The sequence below is a fragment of the Marinomonas sp. IMCC 4694 genome, from assembly GCF_008122525.1.
Classification (GTDB): domain Bacteria; phylum Pseudomonadota; class Gammaproteobacteria; order Pseudomonadales; family Marinomonadaceae; genus Marinomonas.
On the sequence record NZ_VSRV01000001.1, the window covers coordinates 3166023 to 3179801 of the forward strand.

At 47.5% G+C, this 13779-nt stretch carries 7 protein-coding genes, 2 tRNA genes and 3 rRNA genes; 4 read left to right on the top strand and 8 right to left on the bottom strand.

Going from position 1 to position 13779, the window contains the following annotated elements:
• Positions 1–10 precede the first annotated feature (10 nt).
• Positions 11–970 carry a class 1 fructose-bisphosphatase gene (locus tag FXV75_RS14505; RefSeq protein WP_148834536.1) on the top strand — a complete coding sequence of 320 codons (960 nt, stop codon included), beginning with the start codon at positions 11–13 and terminating at the stop codon, positions 968–970.
• A gap of 449 nt (positions 971–1419) precedes the next feature.
• Here the strand turns inward: FXV75_RS14505 and rrf are convergent.
• The 6 genes from rrf to sfsA form a co-directional block, all read right to left on the bottom strand.
• A 5S ribosomal RNA gene (gene rrf / locus FXV75_RS14510) occupies positions 1420–1534 on the bottom strand.
• A gap of 182 nt (positions 1535–1716) precedes the next feature.
• Positions 1717–4627: ribosomal RNA gene (locus FXV75_RS14515) — 23S ribosomal RNA — on the bottom strand.
• Between the two features lie 324 nt (positions 4628–4951).
• Positions 4952–5027 (bottom strand) — tRNA-Ala (locus FXV75_RS14520).
• Positions 5028–5088: 61 nt separating this feature from the next.
• Positions 5089–5165 (bottom strand) — tRNA-Ile (locus FXV75_RS14525).
• A gap of 75 nt (positions 5166–5240) precedes the next feature.
• Positions 5241–6782, bottom strand: a 16S ribosomal RNA gene (locus FXV75_RS14530).
• The 16S, 23S and 5S rRNA genes sit together here with 2 tRNA genes alongside, the layout of an rRNA operon.
• A 434-nt stretch (positions 6783–7216) precedes the next feature.
• On the bottom strand, positions 7217–7933 hold the full coding sequence (sfsA, locus tag FXV75_RS14535) for a DNA/RNA nuclease SfsA (RefSeq protein ID WP_148834537.1): 717 nt from the start codon (positions 7931–7933) through the stop codon (positions 7217–7219).
• Positions 7934–8106: 173 nt separating this feature from the next.
• On the opposite strand from sfsA, the gene FXV75_RS14540 reads away from it, so the two are divergent.
• Genes FXV75_RS14540 through arsJ form a run of 3 tightly spaced genes read left to right on the top strand, consistent with a single transcriptional unit; the run spans position 8107 to position 10708 of the window.
• Complete coding sequence (locus FXV75_RS14540; RefSeq protein WP_148834538.1) at positions 8107–8448, top strand: metalloregulator ArsR/SmtB family transcription factor; 342 nt, start codon at positions 8107–8109, stop codon at positions 8446–8448.
• A 12-nt stretch (positions 8449–8460) separates the two neighbouring features.
• On the top strand, positions 8461–9462 hold the full coding sequence (locus tag FXV75_RS14545; RefSeq protein ID WP_148834539.1) for an ArsJ-associated glyceraldehyde-3-phosphate dehydrogenase: 1002 nt from the start codon (positions 8461–8463) through the stop codon (positions 9460–9462).
• Between the two features lie 22 nt (positions 9463–9484).
• Positions 9485–10708, top strand: a complete 1224-nt coding sequence (arsJ, locus tag FXV75_RS14550) for an organoarsenical effux MFS transporter ArsJ (RefSeq protein WP_148834540.1) — start codon at positions 9485–9487, stop codon at positions 10706–10708.
• Between the two features lie 85 nt (positions 10709–10793).
• On the opposite strand, the gene FXV75_RS14555 is transcribed toward arsJ, so the two are convergent.
• Both FXV75_RS14555 and guaA read right to left on the bottom strand, forming a co-directional pair.
• Positions 10794–11969: an AAA family ATPase gene (locus tag FXV75_RS14555; RefSeq protein WP_148834541.1), complete on the bottom strand. Its 1176-nt coding sequence runs from the start codon at positions 11967–11969 to the stop codon at positions 10794–10796.
• Between the two features lie 227 nt (positions 11970–12196).
• Positions 12197–13774 (bottom strand): glutamine-hydrolyzing GMP synthase, encoded by a 1578-nt coding sequence (gene guaA / locus FXV75_RS14560; RefSeq protein ID WP_148834542.1) that lies wholly within the window; start codon positions 13772–13774, stop codon positions 12197–12199.
• Positions 13775–13779: the final 5 nt, after the last annotated feature.

Below are 13779 nucleotides of genomic sequence, written 5' to 3' on the forward strand. Positions count from 1 at the left end.
CTGCCAGACCATGCAAAACTTATCAGGTGTTTTAGCATCCAGCACGATACCGGACGCCTTAAAAACGGTACTGACCGTTACCACGGATACTTGCATCGATATTTCAAATGCACTGAAACAAGGCTCACTCGCTGGCATTCTCGGCATGGCTGGCAATGAAAATGTTCAAGGCGAAGAACAGAAAAAGCTCGACGTTATTTCAAACGACATGTTAAAAGATGCCTTACTCGCTTGCTCTGCTGTCAGAGCCATCGCTTCGGAAGAAGAAGATTACATTGTTCCTGCCACCACTAACGGCGAATACTTCATCGCATTTGACCCCCTTGACGGCTCATCAAACATCGATATCAACGCTATGGTCGGCACTATTTTTTCTATCTACCGCCAAACTGGCGATGCGCCCGCAATCGAAACAGACTTCCTTATCCCAGGTAAAGAGCAGGTTGCCGCTGGCTATGTACTGTATGGGCCATCCACGATGCTTGTCCTCACAACAGGGCAAGGAGTGAACATGTTTACCTACGACCCAACCAACCATGTTTTCACACTGACACACGAAAACATTCAGGTACCACAAGAAACACAAGAGTTCGCCATCAACATGTCGAACCAACGCTTCTGGTCAAACGGTATTCAAAATTACGTAGGTGACCTTATAAAAGGCAAAGAAGGCATTCGTGAAAAGAATTTTAATATGCGTTGGGTTGCCGCCATGGTCGGCGACGTACATCGTATTCTTTGTCGTGGTGGTGTCTTCCTTTATCCCTGGGATAATAAAGACCCATCAAAAGCAGGCAAGTTACGCCTTATGTACGAAGCCAACCCAATGGCCATGTTACTCGAACAAGCTGGCGGCAAAGCCCATACCCATACACAGCGCATCTTAGACATCCAGCCTGAAGCCATTCACCAACGCGTCGCCGTTATCTTAGGCGCCGCCAACGAAGTGGATAAGTGCCTAAGTTATTAACATTTAAAACATCATCTACTTAGCACCGTGCGAATAAACAAAAGCCTCGAATGTTCATGCACTCGGGGCTTTTTTATATCATTTAAACAAAGCCTATTGCTATGCCATTGACTGGCGCCTGCCTCATTCCTCAAGGTCATACATCAAATAAATAATACAACCACTGCCGAGCTTCTTGTTGTGCCATTTACTTGCGCCTGTCTCGTTCCTCGACGCGTCAGCTTAAATGACACGACAAGAACCACATCAATAAGAATGCCATCTACAACTCAAAACAAGGCATAAAACCCTCATAAGAGCGTCTCTGCTCTGAGACTTTGCGCTGACGCGTCGAGGCACGAGACAGGCGCGAGCAAGGGATCGAGCAAGACGTGTCTTTTCTATGTGATTTATTTCAGGCATAAAAAAACCCTGACAGCGTTAGCTATCAGGGCTTCTTAGTGTTTAAAGCTTGACGACGACCTACTCTCACATGGGATCTCCCACACTACCATCGGCGATGGCGCTTTTCACTTCTGAGTTCGGGATGGGATCAGGTGGTTCAACGCCTCTATGATCGTCAAGCAATTCTGTTTGCGTTTTCACGCGAATAAGATGCTTGATCTTCAACAATTCTTGTTTTGAAATAACGTAATCAAGGTTAAACCGATGTTCATCATAGTTGATGCTTTATCGTAATTCTGTGTGTCTCATTCTGATGATTCGAGTTTTTTCTCTCTTCTCATCTAAAACCACTTTGGTGTTATATGGTCAAGCCTCACGAGCAATTAGTATTGGTTAGCTCAATGCCTCACAGCACTTACACACCCAACCTATCAACGTCCTAGTCTCGAACGGCTCTTTAGGGGACTTAGGTCCCAGTGAGATCTTATCTTAAGGGAGGCTTCCCGCTTAGATGCTTTCAGCGGTTATCCCGTCCGAACATAGCTACCCGGCAATGCCACTGGCGTGACAACCGGAACACCAGAGGTTCGTCCACTCCGGTCCTCTCGTACTAGGAGCAGCTCCTCTCAAATCTCAAACGTCCACGGCAGATAGGGACCGAACTGTCTCACGACGTTCTAAACCCAGCTCGCGTACCACTTTAAATGGCGAACAGCCATACCCTTGGGACCGGCTTCAGCCCCAGGATGTGATGAGCCGACATCGAGGTGCCAAACACCGCCGTCGATGTGAACTCTTGGGCGGTATCAGCCTGTTATCCCCGGAGTACCTTTTATCCGTTGAGCGATGGCCCTTCCATACAGAACCACCGGATCACTAAGACCTACTTTCGTACCTGCTCGACGTGTCTGTCTCGCAGTTAAGCGTGCTTTTGCCTTTACACTCTATGCATGATTTCCGACCATGCTGAGCACACCTTCGTGCTCCTCCGTTACTCTTTGGGAGGAGACCGCCCCAGTCAAACTACCCACCACACAGTGTCCTCGATCCCGATAAGGGACCTGAGTTAGAACCTCAAACATACCAGGGTGGTATTTCAAGAGTGGCTCCACGGTAACTGGCGTCACCGCTTCAAAGCCTCCCACCTATCCTACACAAGTAGGTTCAAAGTTCACTGTGAAGCTATAGTAAAGGTTCACGGGGTCTTTCCGTCTAGCCGCGGATACACAGCATCTTCACTGCGATTTCAATTTCACTGAGTCTCGGGTGGAGACAGTGTGGCCATCGTTACGCCATTCGTGCAGGTCGGAACTTACCCGACAAGGAATTTCGCTACCTTAGGACCGTTATAGTTACGGCCGCCGTTTACTTGGGCTTCGATCAAGAGCTTCGCTTGCGCTAACCCCATCAATTAACCTTCAAGCACCGGGCAGGCGTCACACCCTATACGTCCACTTTCGTGTTTGCAGAGTGCTGTGTTTTTAATAAACAGTCGCAGCCACCTGGTATCTTCGACCGATCAATGCTTACGGAGCAAGTCCTTCACACTAACCGGCGTACCTTCTCCCGAAGTTACGGTACCATTTTGCCTAGTTCCTTCACCCGAGTTCTCTCAAGCGCCTTGGTATTCTCTACCTGACCACCTGTGTCGGTTTGGGGTACGGTTCCTGCATATCTGAAGCTTAGAAGTTTTTCCTGGAAGCATGGCATCAACCACTTCACCCAAAAGAGGGCTCGTCGTCAGTTCTCGGTCTTCCCACTAAAGGGGGGTGCCCGGATTTGCCTAAGCACCCAACCTACCGCCTTAAACACAGACAACCATCGCTGTGCTGGCCTAGCCTTCTCCGTCTCTCCATCGCAATATGCACGAGTACAGGAATATTAACCTGTTTCCCATCGACTACGCATTTCTGCCTCGCCTTAGGGGCCGACTCACCCTGCCCTGATTAACATGGGACAGGAAACCTTGGTCTTCCGGCGGGGGAGTTTTTCACTCCCCTTATCGTTACTCATGTCAACATTCGCACTTCTGATACCTCCAGCCTGCCTTACAGCTTGACCTTCAACGGCTTACAGAACGCTCCTCTACCATGCCCATTACTGTAAACAGCAATTAAGCATCCGTAGCTTCGGTGTACAGTTTTAGCCCCGTTATATCTTCCGCGCAGGCCGACTCGACTAGTGAGCTATTACGCTTTCTTTAAAGGATGGCTGCTTCTAAGCCAACCTCCTAGCTGTCTAAGCCTTCCCACATCGTTTCCCACTTAACTGTAACTTTGGGACCTTAGCTGACGGTCTGGGTTGTTTCCCTTTCCACAACGGACGTTAGCACCCGCTGTGTGTCTCCCGTAATTGCACTCATTGGTATTCGGAGTTTGCATGGGGTTGGTAAGTCGGGATGACCCCCTAGCCCAAACAGTGCTCTACCCCCAATGGTGAGATACGAGGCGCTACCTAAATAGCTTTCGAGGAGAACCAGCTATCTCCGAGCTTGATTAGCCTTTCACTCCTATCCACAAGTCATCCCCAGCCTTTTCAACGGATGTGGGTTCGGTCCTCCAGTTAGTGTTACCCAACCTTCAACCTGCTCATGGATAGATCGCCCGGTTTCGGGTCTATTCCCAGCAACTAAACGCCCTATTAAGACTCGGTTTCCCTACGGCTCCACTACATGCTTAACCTTGCTACTGAAAATAAGTCGTTGACCCATTATACAAAAGGTACGCAGTCACGGAACAAGTCCGCTCCCACTGCTTGTACGTACACGGTTTCAGGATCTATTTCACTCCCCTCACAGGGGTTCTTTTCGCCTTTCCCTCACGGTACTGGTTCACTATCGGTCAGTCAGGAGTATTTAGCCTTGGAGGATGGTCCCCCCATATTCAGACAGGATAACACGTGTCCCGTCCTACTCGTTTTCATGATTAAGGTGTTTTCGTATACGGGGCTATCACCCTCTACGGCGACTCTTTCCAGAGCCTTCTACTAACACCAAAACCACTTAAGGGCTAATCCCCTTTCGCTCGCCGCTACTTAGGGAATCTCGGTTGATTTCTTTTCCTCCGGGTACTTAGATGTTTCAGTTCCCCGGGTTCGCCTCCACACAGCTATGTATTCACTGTGGGATACTCTACAAGTAGAGTGGGTTTCCCCATTCGGACATCTTGGGATCACAGTCTGTTTATCGACTCCCCCAAGCTTTTCGCAGATTACCACGTCCTTCATCGCCTCTGACTGCCAAGGCATCCACCGTGCACGCTTGGTCACTTGACCATATAACCCAAAATAGTTTTCATAAAATCAAACAAGGTTTGTTCTTATGTATTTTAGAATCACATACCAAAGGGCTTTTGTACCCCTCTGGATTTACGATAATAGAAGTCACTAGGTTAAAGTGAGCTTCCACCGGTTTAACGCTTGATTTATCGTTATTTCAAAATTCGAATTGTTAAAGAGCAAGTTTAGTGCAAAGCACTAAGTCAGAGACTAAAAACCAGAAACACATTAAGAACGTTATGATCTTAATTTGCTTTCTTTTTTGTTAGTGTCTTGCTTAGGACTCTAGCTAAATCTTTTCACACAGAATAAAGTAAGTAATGGTGGAGCTATGCGGGATCGAACCGCAGACCTCCTGCGTGCAAAGCAGGCGCTCTCCCAGCTGAGCTATAGCCCCATGTATTTACTTGACCGTATTTGGCATTCAAGAACACAACGTAGACAATACATTGTGAAATTGGTGGGTCTGGGCCGATTTGAACGGCCGACCTCACCCTTATCAGGGGTGCGCTCTAACCAACTGAGCTACAGACCCAAATACTTTTCTGTGCTTCTCATAAATTAGACATCAGATAATTTGTGTGAACGCTCACCAGAGGTTTCTATCGTTTAAGGAGGTGATCCAGCCCCAGGTTCCCCTAGGGCTACCTTGTTACGACTTCACCCCAGTCATTGACCACTCCGTGGTAACCGCCATCCCCGAAGGGTTAAGCTAGCTACTTCTGGAGCAATCAACTCCCATGGTGTGACGGGCGGTGTGTACAAGGCCCGGGAACGTATTCACCGTGGCATTCTGATCCACGATTACTAGCGATTCCGACTTCATGGAGTCGAGTTGCAGACTCCAATCCGGACTACGACGTACTTTCTGGGATTCGCTCACTATCGCTAGCTCGCCGCCCTCTGTATACGCCATTGTAGCACGTGTGTAGCCCTACTCGTAAGGGCCATGATGACTTGACGTCGTCCCCACCTTCCTCCGGTTTGTCACCGGCAGTCTCCTTAAAGTTCCCACCCGAAGTGCTGGCAAATAAGGATAAGGGTTGCGCTCGTTACGGGACTTAACCCAACATTTCACAACACGAGCTGACGACAGCCATGCAGCACCTGTCTCACAGTTCCCGAAGGCACACCAAAATCTCTTTCGGCTTCTGTGGATGTCAAGAGTAGGTAAGGTTCTTCGCGTTGCGTCGAATTAAACCACATGCTCCACCGCTTGTGCGGGCCCCCGTCAATTCATTTGAGTTTTAACCTTGCGGCCGTACTCCCCAGGCGGTCTACTTATTGCGTTAGCTGCGCCACTAAGTCATTACAACCCAACGGCTAGTAGACATCGTTTACGGCGTGGACTACCAGGGTATCTAATCCTGTTTGCTCCCCACGCTTTCGCACCTCAGTGTCAGTATTAGTCCAGGGTGTCGCCTTCGCCACTGATGTTCCTTCCTATATCTACGCATTTCACCGCTACACAGGAAATTCCACACCCCTCTACCATACTCTAGCTAGCCAGTATCCGGTGCCATTCCAAGGTTGAGCCCTGGGATTTCACATCAGACTTAACAAACCACCTACGCGCGCTTTACGCCCAGTAATTCCGATTAACGCTTGCACCCTCTGTATTACCGCGGCTGCTGGCACAGAGTTAGCCGGTGCTTCTTCTGGGGCTAACGTCAAGATAAGTCGATATTAGCGACTCACCCTTCCTCACCCCTGAAAGTGCTTTACAACCCTAAGGCCTTCTTCACACACGCGGCATGGCTGGATCAGGCTTGCGCCCATTGTCCAATATTCCCCACTGCTGCCTCCCGTAGGAGTCTGGGCCGTGTCTCAGTCCCAGTGTGACTGGTCATCCTCTCAGACCAGTTAGAGATCGTCGCCTTGGTAGGCCTTTACCCTACCAACTAGCTAATCTCACGCAGGCTCATCTAATAGCGGAAGGTCACAAGTGATCCCCTCCTTTCCCCCTCAGGGCGTATGCGGTATTAGCATGCGTTTCCACATGTTGTCCCCCTCTACTAGGCAGATTCCTACGCGTTACTCACCCGTCCGCCGCTCGACGCCTGGTAGCAAGCTACCTTCGTTTCCGCTCGACTTGCATGTGTTAAGCCTGCCGCCAGCGTTCAATCTGAGCCATGATCAAACTCTTCAGTTAAAAGTTTGCTCACTCAAATCTTTACACTAACAATTTAACTTAATCAGTCCATCATCCTAAGACAACAAACCAACATAAAGCGATTGCTTGTAGACTCTCGTAAGACTTCAATTTTTTTGATCGCTCACAACCACTTAGTAAACTAAGCAACCATGTCAATCTTCTGAAGCCTCCAGCGAGCGCCCACACAAATTATCTGATTATCTATTTTAAAGAGCGTGCTGACTTGATAACGAAACCAGAACTTAATCTAGTATGTTGAACTTGGTCTTCGTTGCTCTGAAGCCTTGTCCGTGTCAGCGAGGGCGTATATTAAGGATCTACAGATTTAGTGCAACCCTTTTTTGAAGAAAAGTGCGATTAATTTGAATAAATTCATAACAACACCAACATCGCTTAATAAACAATCAAATTCGATGGCGTTTGACTATTATTCACATGAATGCAGGCATTGAAACAGGCACACGAGCCGAAACTGTCATCTCATTTTGGTCGATCACCACATTATAAGCTAAGACCTCTACCCCCCTTTTAATCACCTCAATAAATGCCTGTGCGTATTTTGGGTCGATGTGTGACGCTGGCGTAACAGAATCGATACCGGTATGACTCACACAAAAAAGCATCACAGCTCGATGCCCTTCCTCGACCATTTTTGCCAACTCATACAAATGTTTACGTCCGCGCTCCGTTACCGCATCAGGAAAATAACCCAAGCCATCCTCCTCTAATAAAGTAACGTTTTTCACTTCTACATAACACTTTCGGCCATTTTCATGAGTGAGCAACCAGTCGATACGACTGTTTTCACCATATTTCACTTCCGCTTTTTGCTCAGAATAGCCAGCTAATTCAGAAATCACACCATTCGCGATAGCCTCCCCCACCAACTTATTTGGATACCCTGTATTAATGCAGGCTAAATACGCTTTATCCACTTCCACCAACTCCCAAGTATAAGCCAGTTTTCGTTTAGGATTATTGCTTTCCGATACCCACACTCTTGCGCTTTCTTGCTGGCAGCGCTTCATTGAGCCTGTATTAGGGCAATGAGCAACAATCACTTCGCCTGTTGGTAACTCAATATCCGCTAAAAAACGTTTGTAACGTTTAATCAAGCGCCCCTCTAATAGTTTGGTTGGAAATTTCAACGTCACTCCTCATTCTAAAATTCACGTCTATTTTAAATGAATTAGTTATGGCAAATGTTACACACATTAAGCTTTGCCGGTTAGATGAATCCATTCTCTAACTCGACGACAGTGTATTGACATTGTCAAAATCAAATCTATTATATATGGATATACATATATGCGGACTTAAAATGCTACCCCACCAATTTTTCAAATTACTGTCAGATGAAACTCGGGTGCGATGCTTATTGATCATCGCACGGGAAGAGAAAGTGTGCGTCGCCGAACTCACACACGCCCTAAACGAAGGCCAGCCCAAAGTCTCCCGTCATCTGGCGCTGCTGCGCTCAAGCGGCGTCATTGTCAATACCCGTCAGGGCCAATGGGTATTTTATCGTTTATCTGATCAATTACCGGGCTGGATGAGAAAGCAAATTAACGGATTAGTTGAATCTAACTGCTTAAAAGAAGAATACCAAGAAGACATTAAACGCTTATTTGAGATGAGCACCCGTCCACAATGTTGCATTTAAAGGAAAATACACATGACAATTAAAGTAGGCATTAACGGTTTTGGTCGCATCGGTCGTTTAGCACTTCGCGCCTCATTTGACTGGTCTGAAATCGAGTTTGTTCACATTAATGATGTTGCAGGCGATGCAGCAACACTCGCTCATTTACTAGAATTTGACTCTGTACAAGGTCGCTGGAGCCACCCTGTCACCACAAACGGTCACAATATTGTGATCGCAGGACAAAGCATTTGCACTACCCAAGAAAAAGACATCGATGCCGTTGACTGGTCTGCTTGTGATGTAGTGATTGAAGCCACCGGCAAACATAAGAATACCGACGCATTGAATAAATACCTCGCTCAAGGCGTAAAACGCGTTGTGGTGTCTGCGCCAGTAAAAGAAACAGGGGTTGCTAACATAGTGATGGGGGTCAATGATCATATTTTTGACCCTGTGCAGCACCGTATTGTTACCGCGGCGTCCTGCACGACCAACTGCATCGCTCCCGTTGTCAAAGTCATCCACGAAAAACTGGGCATCGAGCAATCGTCTTTCACGACCATTCATAACCTGACGAATACGCAAACTATTTTGGATGCGCCCCATAAAGACCTTCGTCGTGCTCGCGCTTGCGGTATGAGCTTAATCCCAACCACCACAGGCTCTGCCACCGCCATTATCGAGATTTTCCCTGACCTAGCGGGCAAGATTAACGGCCATGCCGTACGTGTTCCCCTAGCAAATGCGTCTTTAACAGACATCGTCTTTGACGTAAAACGCGACACCACTGTAGATGAAGTAAACGCCCTATTAAAAGACGCCTCTGAAGGTGAATTAAAAGGCATTCTTGGGTTTGAAGATCGCCCACTGGTGTCTATCGATTACAAAGGCGACCAGCGCTCCTCGATCGTTGATGCGCAATCCACCATGTTAATCGGCCCTCGTATGGTAAAAATCTACGCTTGGTACGATAACGAGATGGGGTATGCAACACGTACCGCCGAGCTTGTTCGCAAAGTCGGTCTGGTTTAAGAAGACCAAAAAGAGAGTCACTATGTTTTCTCAGCTAAATCAAAACGTGCGCCAGTACATGCTGGTCACTTTTAATTATTGGAATTTCACTGTGACCGATGGCGCACTGCGCATGATGGTTATTTTGTATTTTCATGATTTAGGCTATTCCACGTTAGAAATAGCCATGTTGTTTTTGTTCTACGAATTCTTCGGTGTGGTGACGAATCTCGTCGGTGGCTGGATAGGCGCTCGACTTGGTTTGAACCGCACCATGAACGTAGGGCTGGCCATGCAGATTATCGCACTGCTGATGCTCGCCTTCCCAGCCGCGTGGTTGACTATCCCTTGGGTCATGGCGGCGCAAGCTTTATCGGGCATCGCCAAGGATTTGAATAAAATGAGCGCCAAAAGCGCCATAAAAACCCTAGTACCCGCGGATGCTCAAGGTGCTTTGTATAAATGGATTGCGATTCTTACTGGCTCTAAAAATACATTGAAAGGCGCTGGGTTCTTTTTGGGTGGCGTTTTGCTCTCTTTGATTGGCTTCCAGTACGCCGTACTCGCCATGGCGATTATGCTGGTTTTTGTTTTTATCGGCAGCGTTATCGGCTTAAAAGCGGACCTAGGCAAAGCGAAAAACAAACCCAAGTTTTCCGAGATATTCTCCAAGTCGGGCCGCGTTAATATTTTATCGGCCGCCCGCATGTTTTTATTCGGCGCGCGCGATGTCTGGTTTGTGATCGCCCTACCTATTTATTTGGGGTCGGTCTTTGATTGGAATCACAGTGCGGTGGGCGGTTTTCTCGCCCTGTGGGTGATTGCTTATGGGCTAGTGCAAATTGTTGCACCGAATATCACAAAGCTAACGTCGGGCTCAGCACCGGATGGCACCGCCGCCTTACTGTGGGCGTTCATATTGGCGCTTGTAACTGGCGTAATCGCCTATGCAATCCAACAGGCTTGGTATCCGGAAACCGTCATTATTGCTGGATTAATGGTATTTGGCGCTGTGTTCGCGGTTAACTCGTCCTTGCACTCATATTTAATCGTCAGCTATGCGAAAGACGACGGTGTTTCTCTGGATGTGGGCTTTTACTACATGGCCAACGCCATGGGGCGCTTGATCGGCACGGTATTGTCTGGCTGGGTATTTCAGATCTGGGGATTCTCAGCCTGCCTTTGGGTGTCCTTTGCGTTTCTCATTGTCACCACATTGATTTCTTTGAGATTGCCAAAGCAAAAACACCCAGTCACAACCCAATAACGAAGCCATCAGCCACAAAAGAGCATTAAAAATGCGTTTTTTGTGGCTTAGCTAATGCAAAGTAAAAGACGCCTATGCCTATTTCCTACTCTTCCATAATACGCAGCATAAACTCATCAAATAGCGGTACAGTAAAAGCGGTATCACCATGATTAGGCGCCCAGATCATGCCTTTCTTAATTAAGCTATTTCGGACTGGGGCGACATCAGAAACTTTCTTCTTCATCGAATCCGCAATATCGCCTGAACGATGCGGCCCAGCCCCAAGTTTGGCCATTTCATTAAGGTAGGTCTTTTCCTTGGGCGTTAACCTATCGAATCGCACTCTAAAAAAACTCTCATCAAGCTTGGCAATCGTAAGGTCGGTGGAATTAACCACATCGCCTTTAGTAATTGGGCTCTTTTCGGCTAAATCCCATGTATGGCTTCCCCACTCCTGAATAAAATAAGGGTACCCTTGCGTTTTATGAATAATTTCATCGACCGCTTCGTCGTCAAACTCCACACCTTCATCCTTAGCAGGATTTATAATCGCCTCTTTAACGGCTTCCTCACCAAGCGCCCCCACCTCAGGGTAGTTAAACAGTCGCTCTGCATAGGATTTTGAGTTCCCAGCTAAACCTCTTAGCTGCGGCAAGCCTGCACCAACCAATACAACAGGTAGCTTTAATTGAGCACATCGATGAAGCGCAGTAATTAAGGCGGCAAACTGTTCTGAGCGGACATATTGAAGCTCGTCAATGAACATTACGATAGCCGTTTCACCCGCTTTAGCAGTATGACCAACTTCTACCATGAGTGCCGTCAAATCGGCTTCTAAATCACCATTATCAGCAAGCCCAGCCTCAGGTTCTTGGTCAAATCCAACTTCGATATCACCAAAAGTAACTTTGAGCGACTTGGCAAACCCCGCAAGCGCTTTTAAAGCGCGAATGGCCGCTTCTTTTGATTTTTCAAGGCGACTAAGCCTGAGCAACCCTAGCCGTAATTGAGGACTAAGAAGGGAAGGAAGTGAGCGGTTCTCTGGCGCCTCAATATAAATAGTATGAACGCCCATTGCCTCAACATCCTGACGCATCTGTTCAAGCAAAACAGTTTTTCCAACGCCCCTCAAACCAACCATAAGCATGCTTTTCACAGGCTTAGCCCGCATAACCCTAGCAATAGTAATCTTCAAGTTGTTTCTAAGCTCATCTCTGCCAGCTAATTCATGAGGCTGAGTGCCTGCACCCGGAGTATAAGGGTTATCGATTGGGTCCATTTTTTCACCAACATAAAGTAATTATCGAAGTTAATAATAAATAATAACTTTGATAACTACCTTATGCAAAGAAACAGATCGTTTTTTGAACACTTAAAGAGCAACAAGCATCACGGCCTGAGAGATCACTTTATCATTCTTAAGGACTATTTGTAGAATTCAACAAAAAACCCGCACTCGGCGGGTTTTTTAGTGGACTGACTAATCAGAATAGACCTAACGTCGGATCATTCCCACTCAATAGTGGCCGGTGGCTTAGACGATACATCGTAAGTCACGCGGGAAATGTGTTCGATTTCGTTGATGATGCGACCCGATACGGTTTCCAATAATTCGTATGGAAGGTGCGCCCAGCGCGCTGTCATGAAGTCGATGGTTTCCACTGCACGAAGCGCAACCACGTATTCATAGCGACGACCGTCGCCCACAACACCCACTGACTTCACAGGCAAAAATACCGTGAACGCTTGGCTAGTTTTGTCGTACCAACCAGAGCGACGCAACTCTTCGATGAAGATCGCATCCGCACGACGAAGAATGTCGGCGTAGTCTTTTTTCACTTCACCCAAGATGCGCACGCCAAGACCAGGCCCAGGGAACGGATGGCGATACACCATGTCGTAAGGAAGACCAAGCTCTAGGCCCAATTTACGCACTTCATCTTTGAACAATTCACGAAGTGGCTCAACCAACTCCATTTTCATATCGTCTGGTAAACCACCCACATTGTGGTGCGATTTAATCACGTGCGCTTTACCCGTTTTAGACGCCGCTGACTCGATCACGTCAGGGTAAATCGTGCCTTGCGCCAAGAATTCAATGTTGTCCAGTTTCGACGACTCTTCATCAAAAATCTCAATAAAAGTATTGCCGATGATCTTACGCTTTTTCTCAGGGTCACTTTCACCCAGTAGCTTGCCAAGGAACAGATCTTCCGCATCCACACGGATGACTTTTACACCCATGTTATCGGCAAACATTTTCATCACTTGGTCGCCTTCGTTCAAACGAAGTAAACCGTTATCAACGAACACACACGTCAGTTGATCGCCAATGGCTTTGTGCAACAGAGCCGCCACAACAGACGAATCCACACCGCCCGACAAAGCCAGTAGCACTTTCTTGTCGCCCACTTGCTCTTGCATGCGAGCAATCGCATCTTGAGCAATATTGGCCGGTGTCCACAAAGTATCACAGCCACAAATGTCAACGATGAAGCGAGACAGAATACGGCCACCCTGAAGAGTATGAGTCACTTCTGGGTGAAATTGCACACCGTAGAACTTTTTCGCTTCGTTCGCCATCGCCGCGATTGGACAGCTGTCTGTGGAGGCCATTAATACGAAATCTTCAGGCATGGTAATGACTTTATCACCATGGCTCATCCACACGTCCAACAAAGCCACGCCATTGTTCGCGATGTGATCTTCGATGTTTTCAAACAGCGCAGGGCCATCGTGTTTACGAATTTGCGCGTAGCCAAATTCACGAACCTCAGATCCTTGAACCTTACCGCCTAACTGTTCCGCCATGGTTTGCATGCCGTAACAAATACCGAAGACTGGCACGCCCAAAGTAAAGACGACTTCTGGAGCACGAGGCGAACCTGGCTCCGGCACAGATTCAGGCCCACCAGCAAGGATGATGCCTTTAGGGTTGAAATCAATAACCTCTTGATCTTCCATATCAAAAGCACGAACTTCACAATACACGCCAATCTCACGTACGCGACGTGCAATTAGCTGGGTGTACTGAGAACCGAAATCAAGAATAAGAATCTTATGAGCGTGGATATCTTGCGACATGATTA

What these genes read in the sequence shown, in the direction of transcription:
- FXV75_RS14505 (WP_148834536.1), top strand. Translation starts at nt 11, where the DNA reads ATGCAAAACTTATCAGGTGTTTTAGCATCCAGCACGATACCGGACGCC.
- FXV75_RS14555 (WP_148834541.1), bottom strand. Translation starts at nt 11,969, where the DNA reads ATGGACCCAATCGATAACCCTTATACTCCGGGTGCAGGCACTCAGCCT.
- FXV75_RS14545 (WP_148834539.1), top strand. Translation starts at nt 8,461, where the DNA reads ATGACAATTAAAGTAGGCATTAACGGTTTTGGTCGCATCGGTCGTTTA.
- arsJ (WP_148834540.1), top strand. Translation starts at nt 9,485, where the DNA reads ATGTTTTCTCAGCTAAATCAAAACGTGCGCCAGTACATGCTGGTCACT.
- FXV75_RS14540 (WP_148834538.1), top strand. Translation starts at nt 8,107, where the DNA reads ATGCTACCCCACCAATTTTTCAAATTACTGTCAGATGAAACTCGGGTG.
- guaA (WP_148834542.1), bottom strand. Translation starts at nt 13,774, where the DNA reads ATGTCGCAAGATATCCACGCTCATAAGATTCTTATTCTTGATTTCGGT.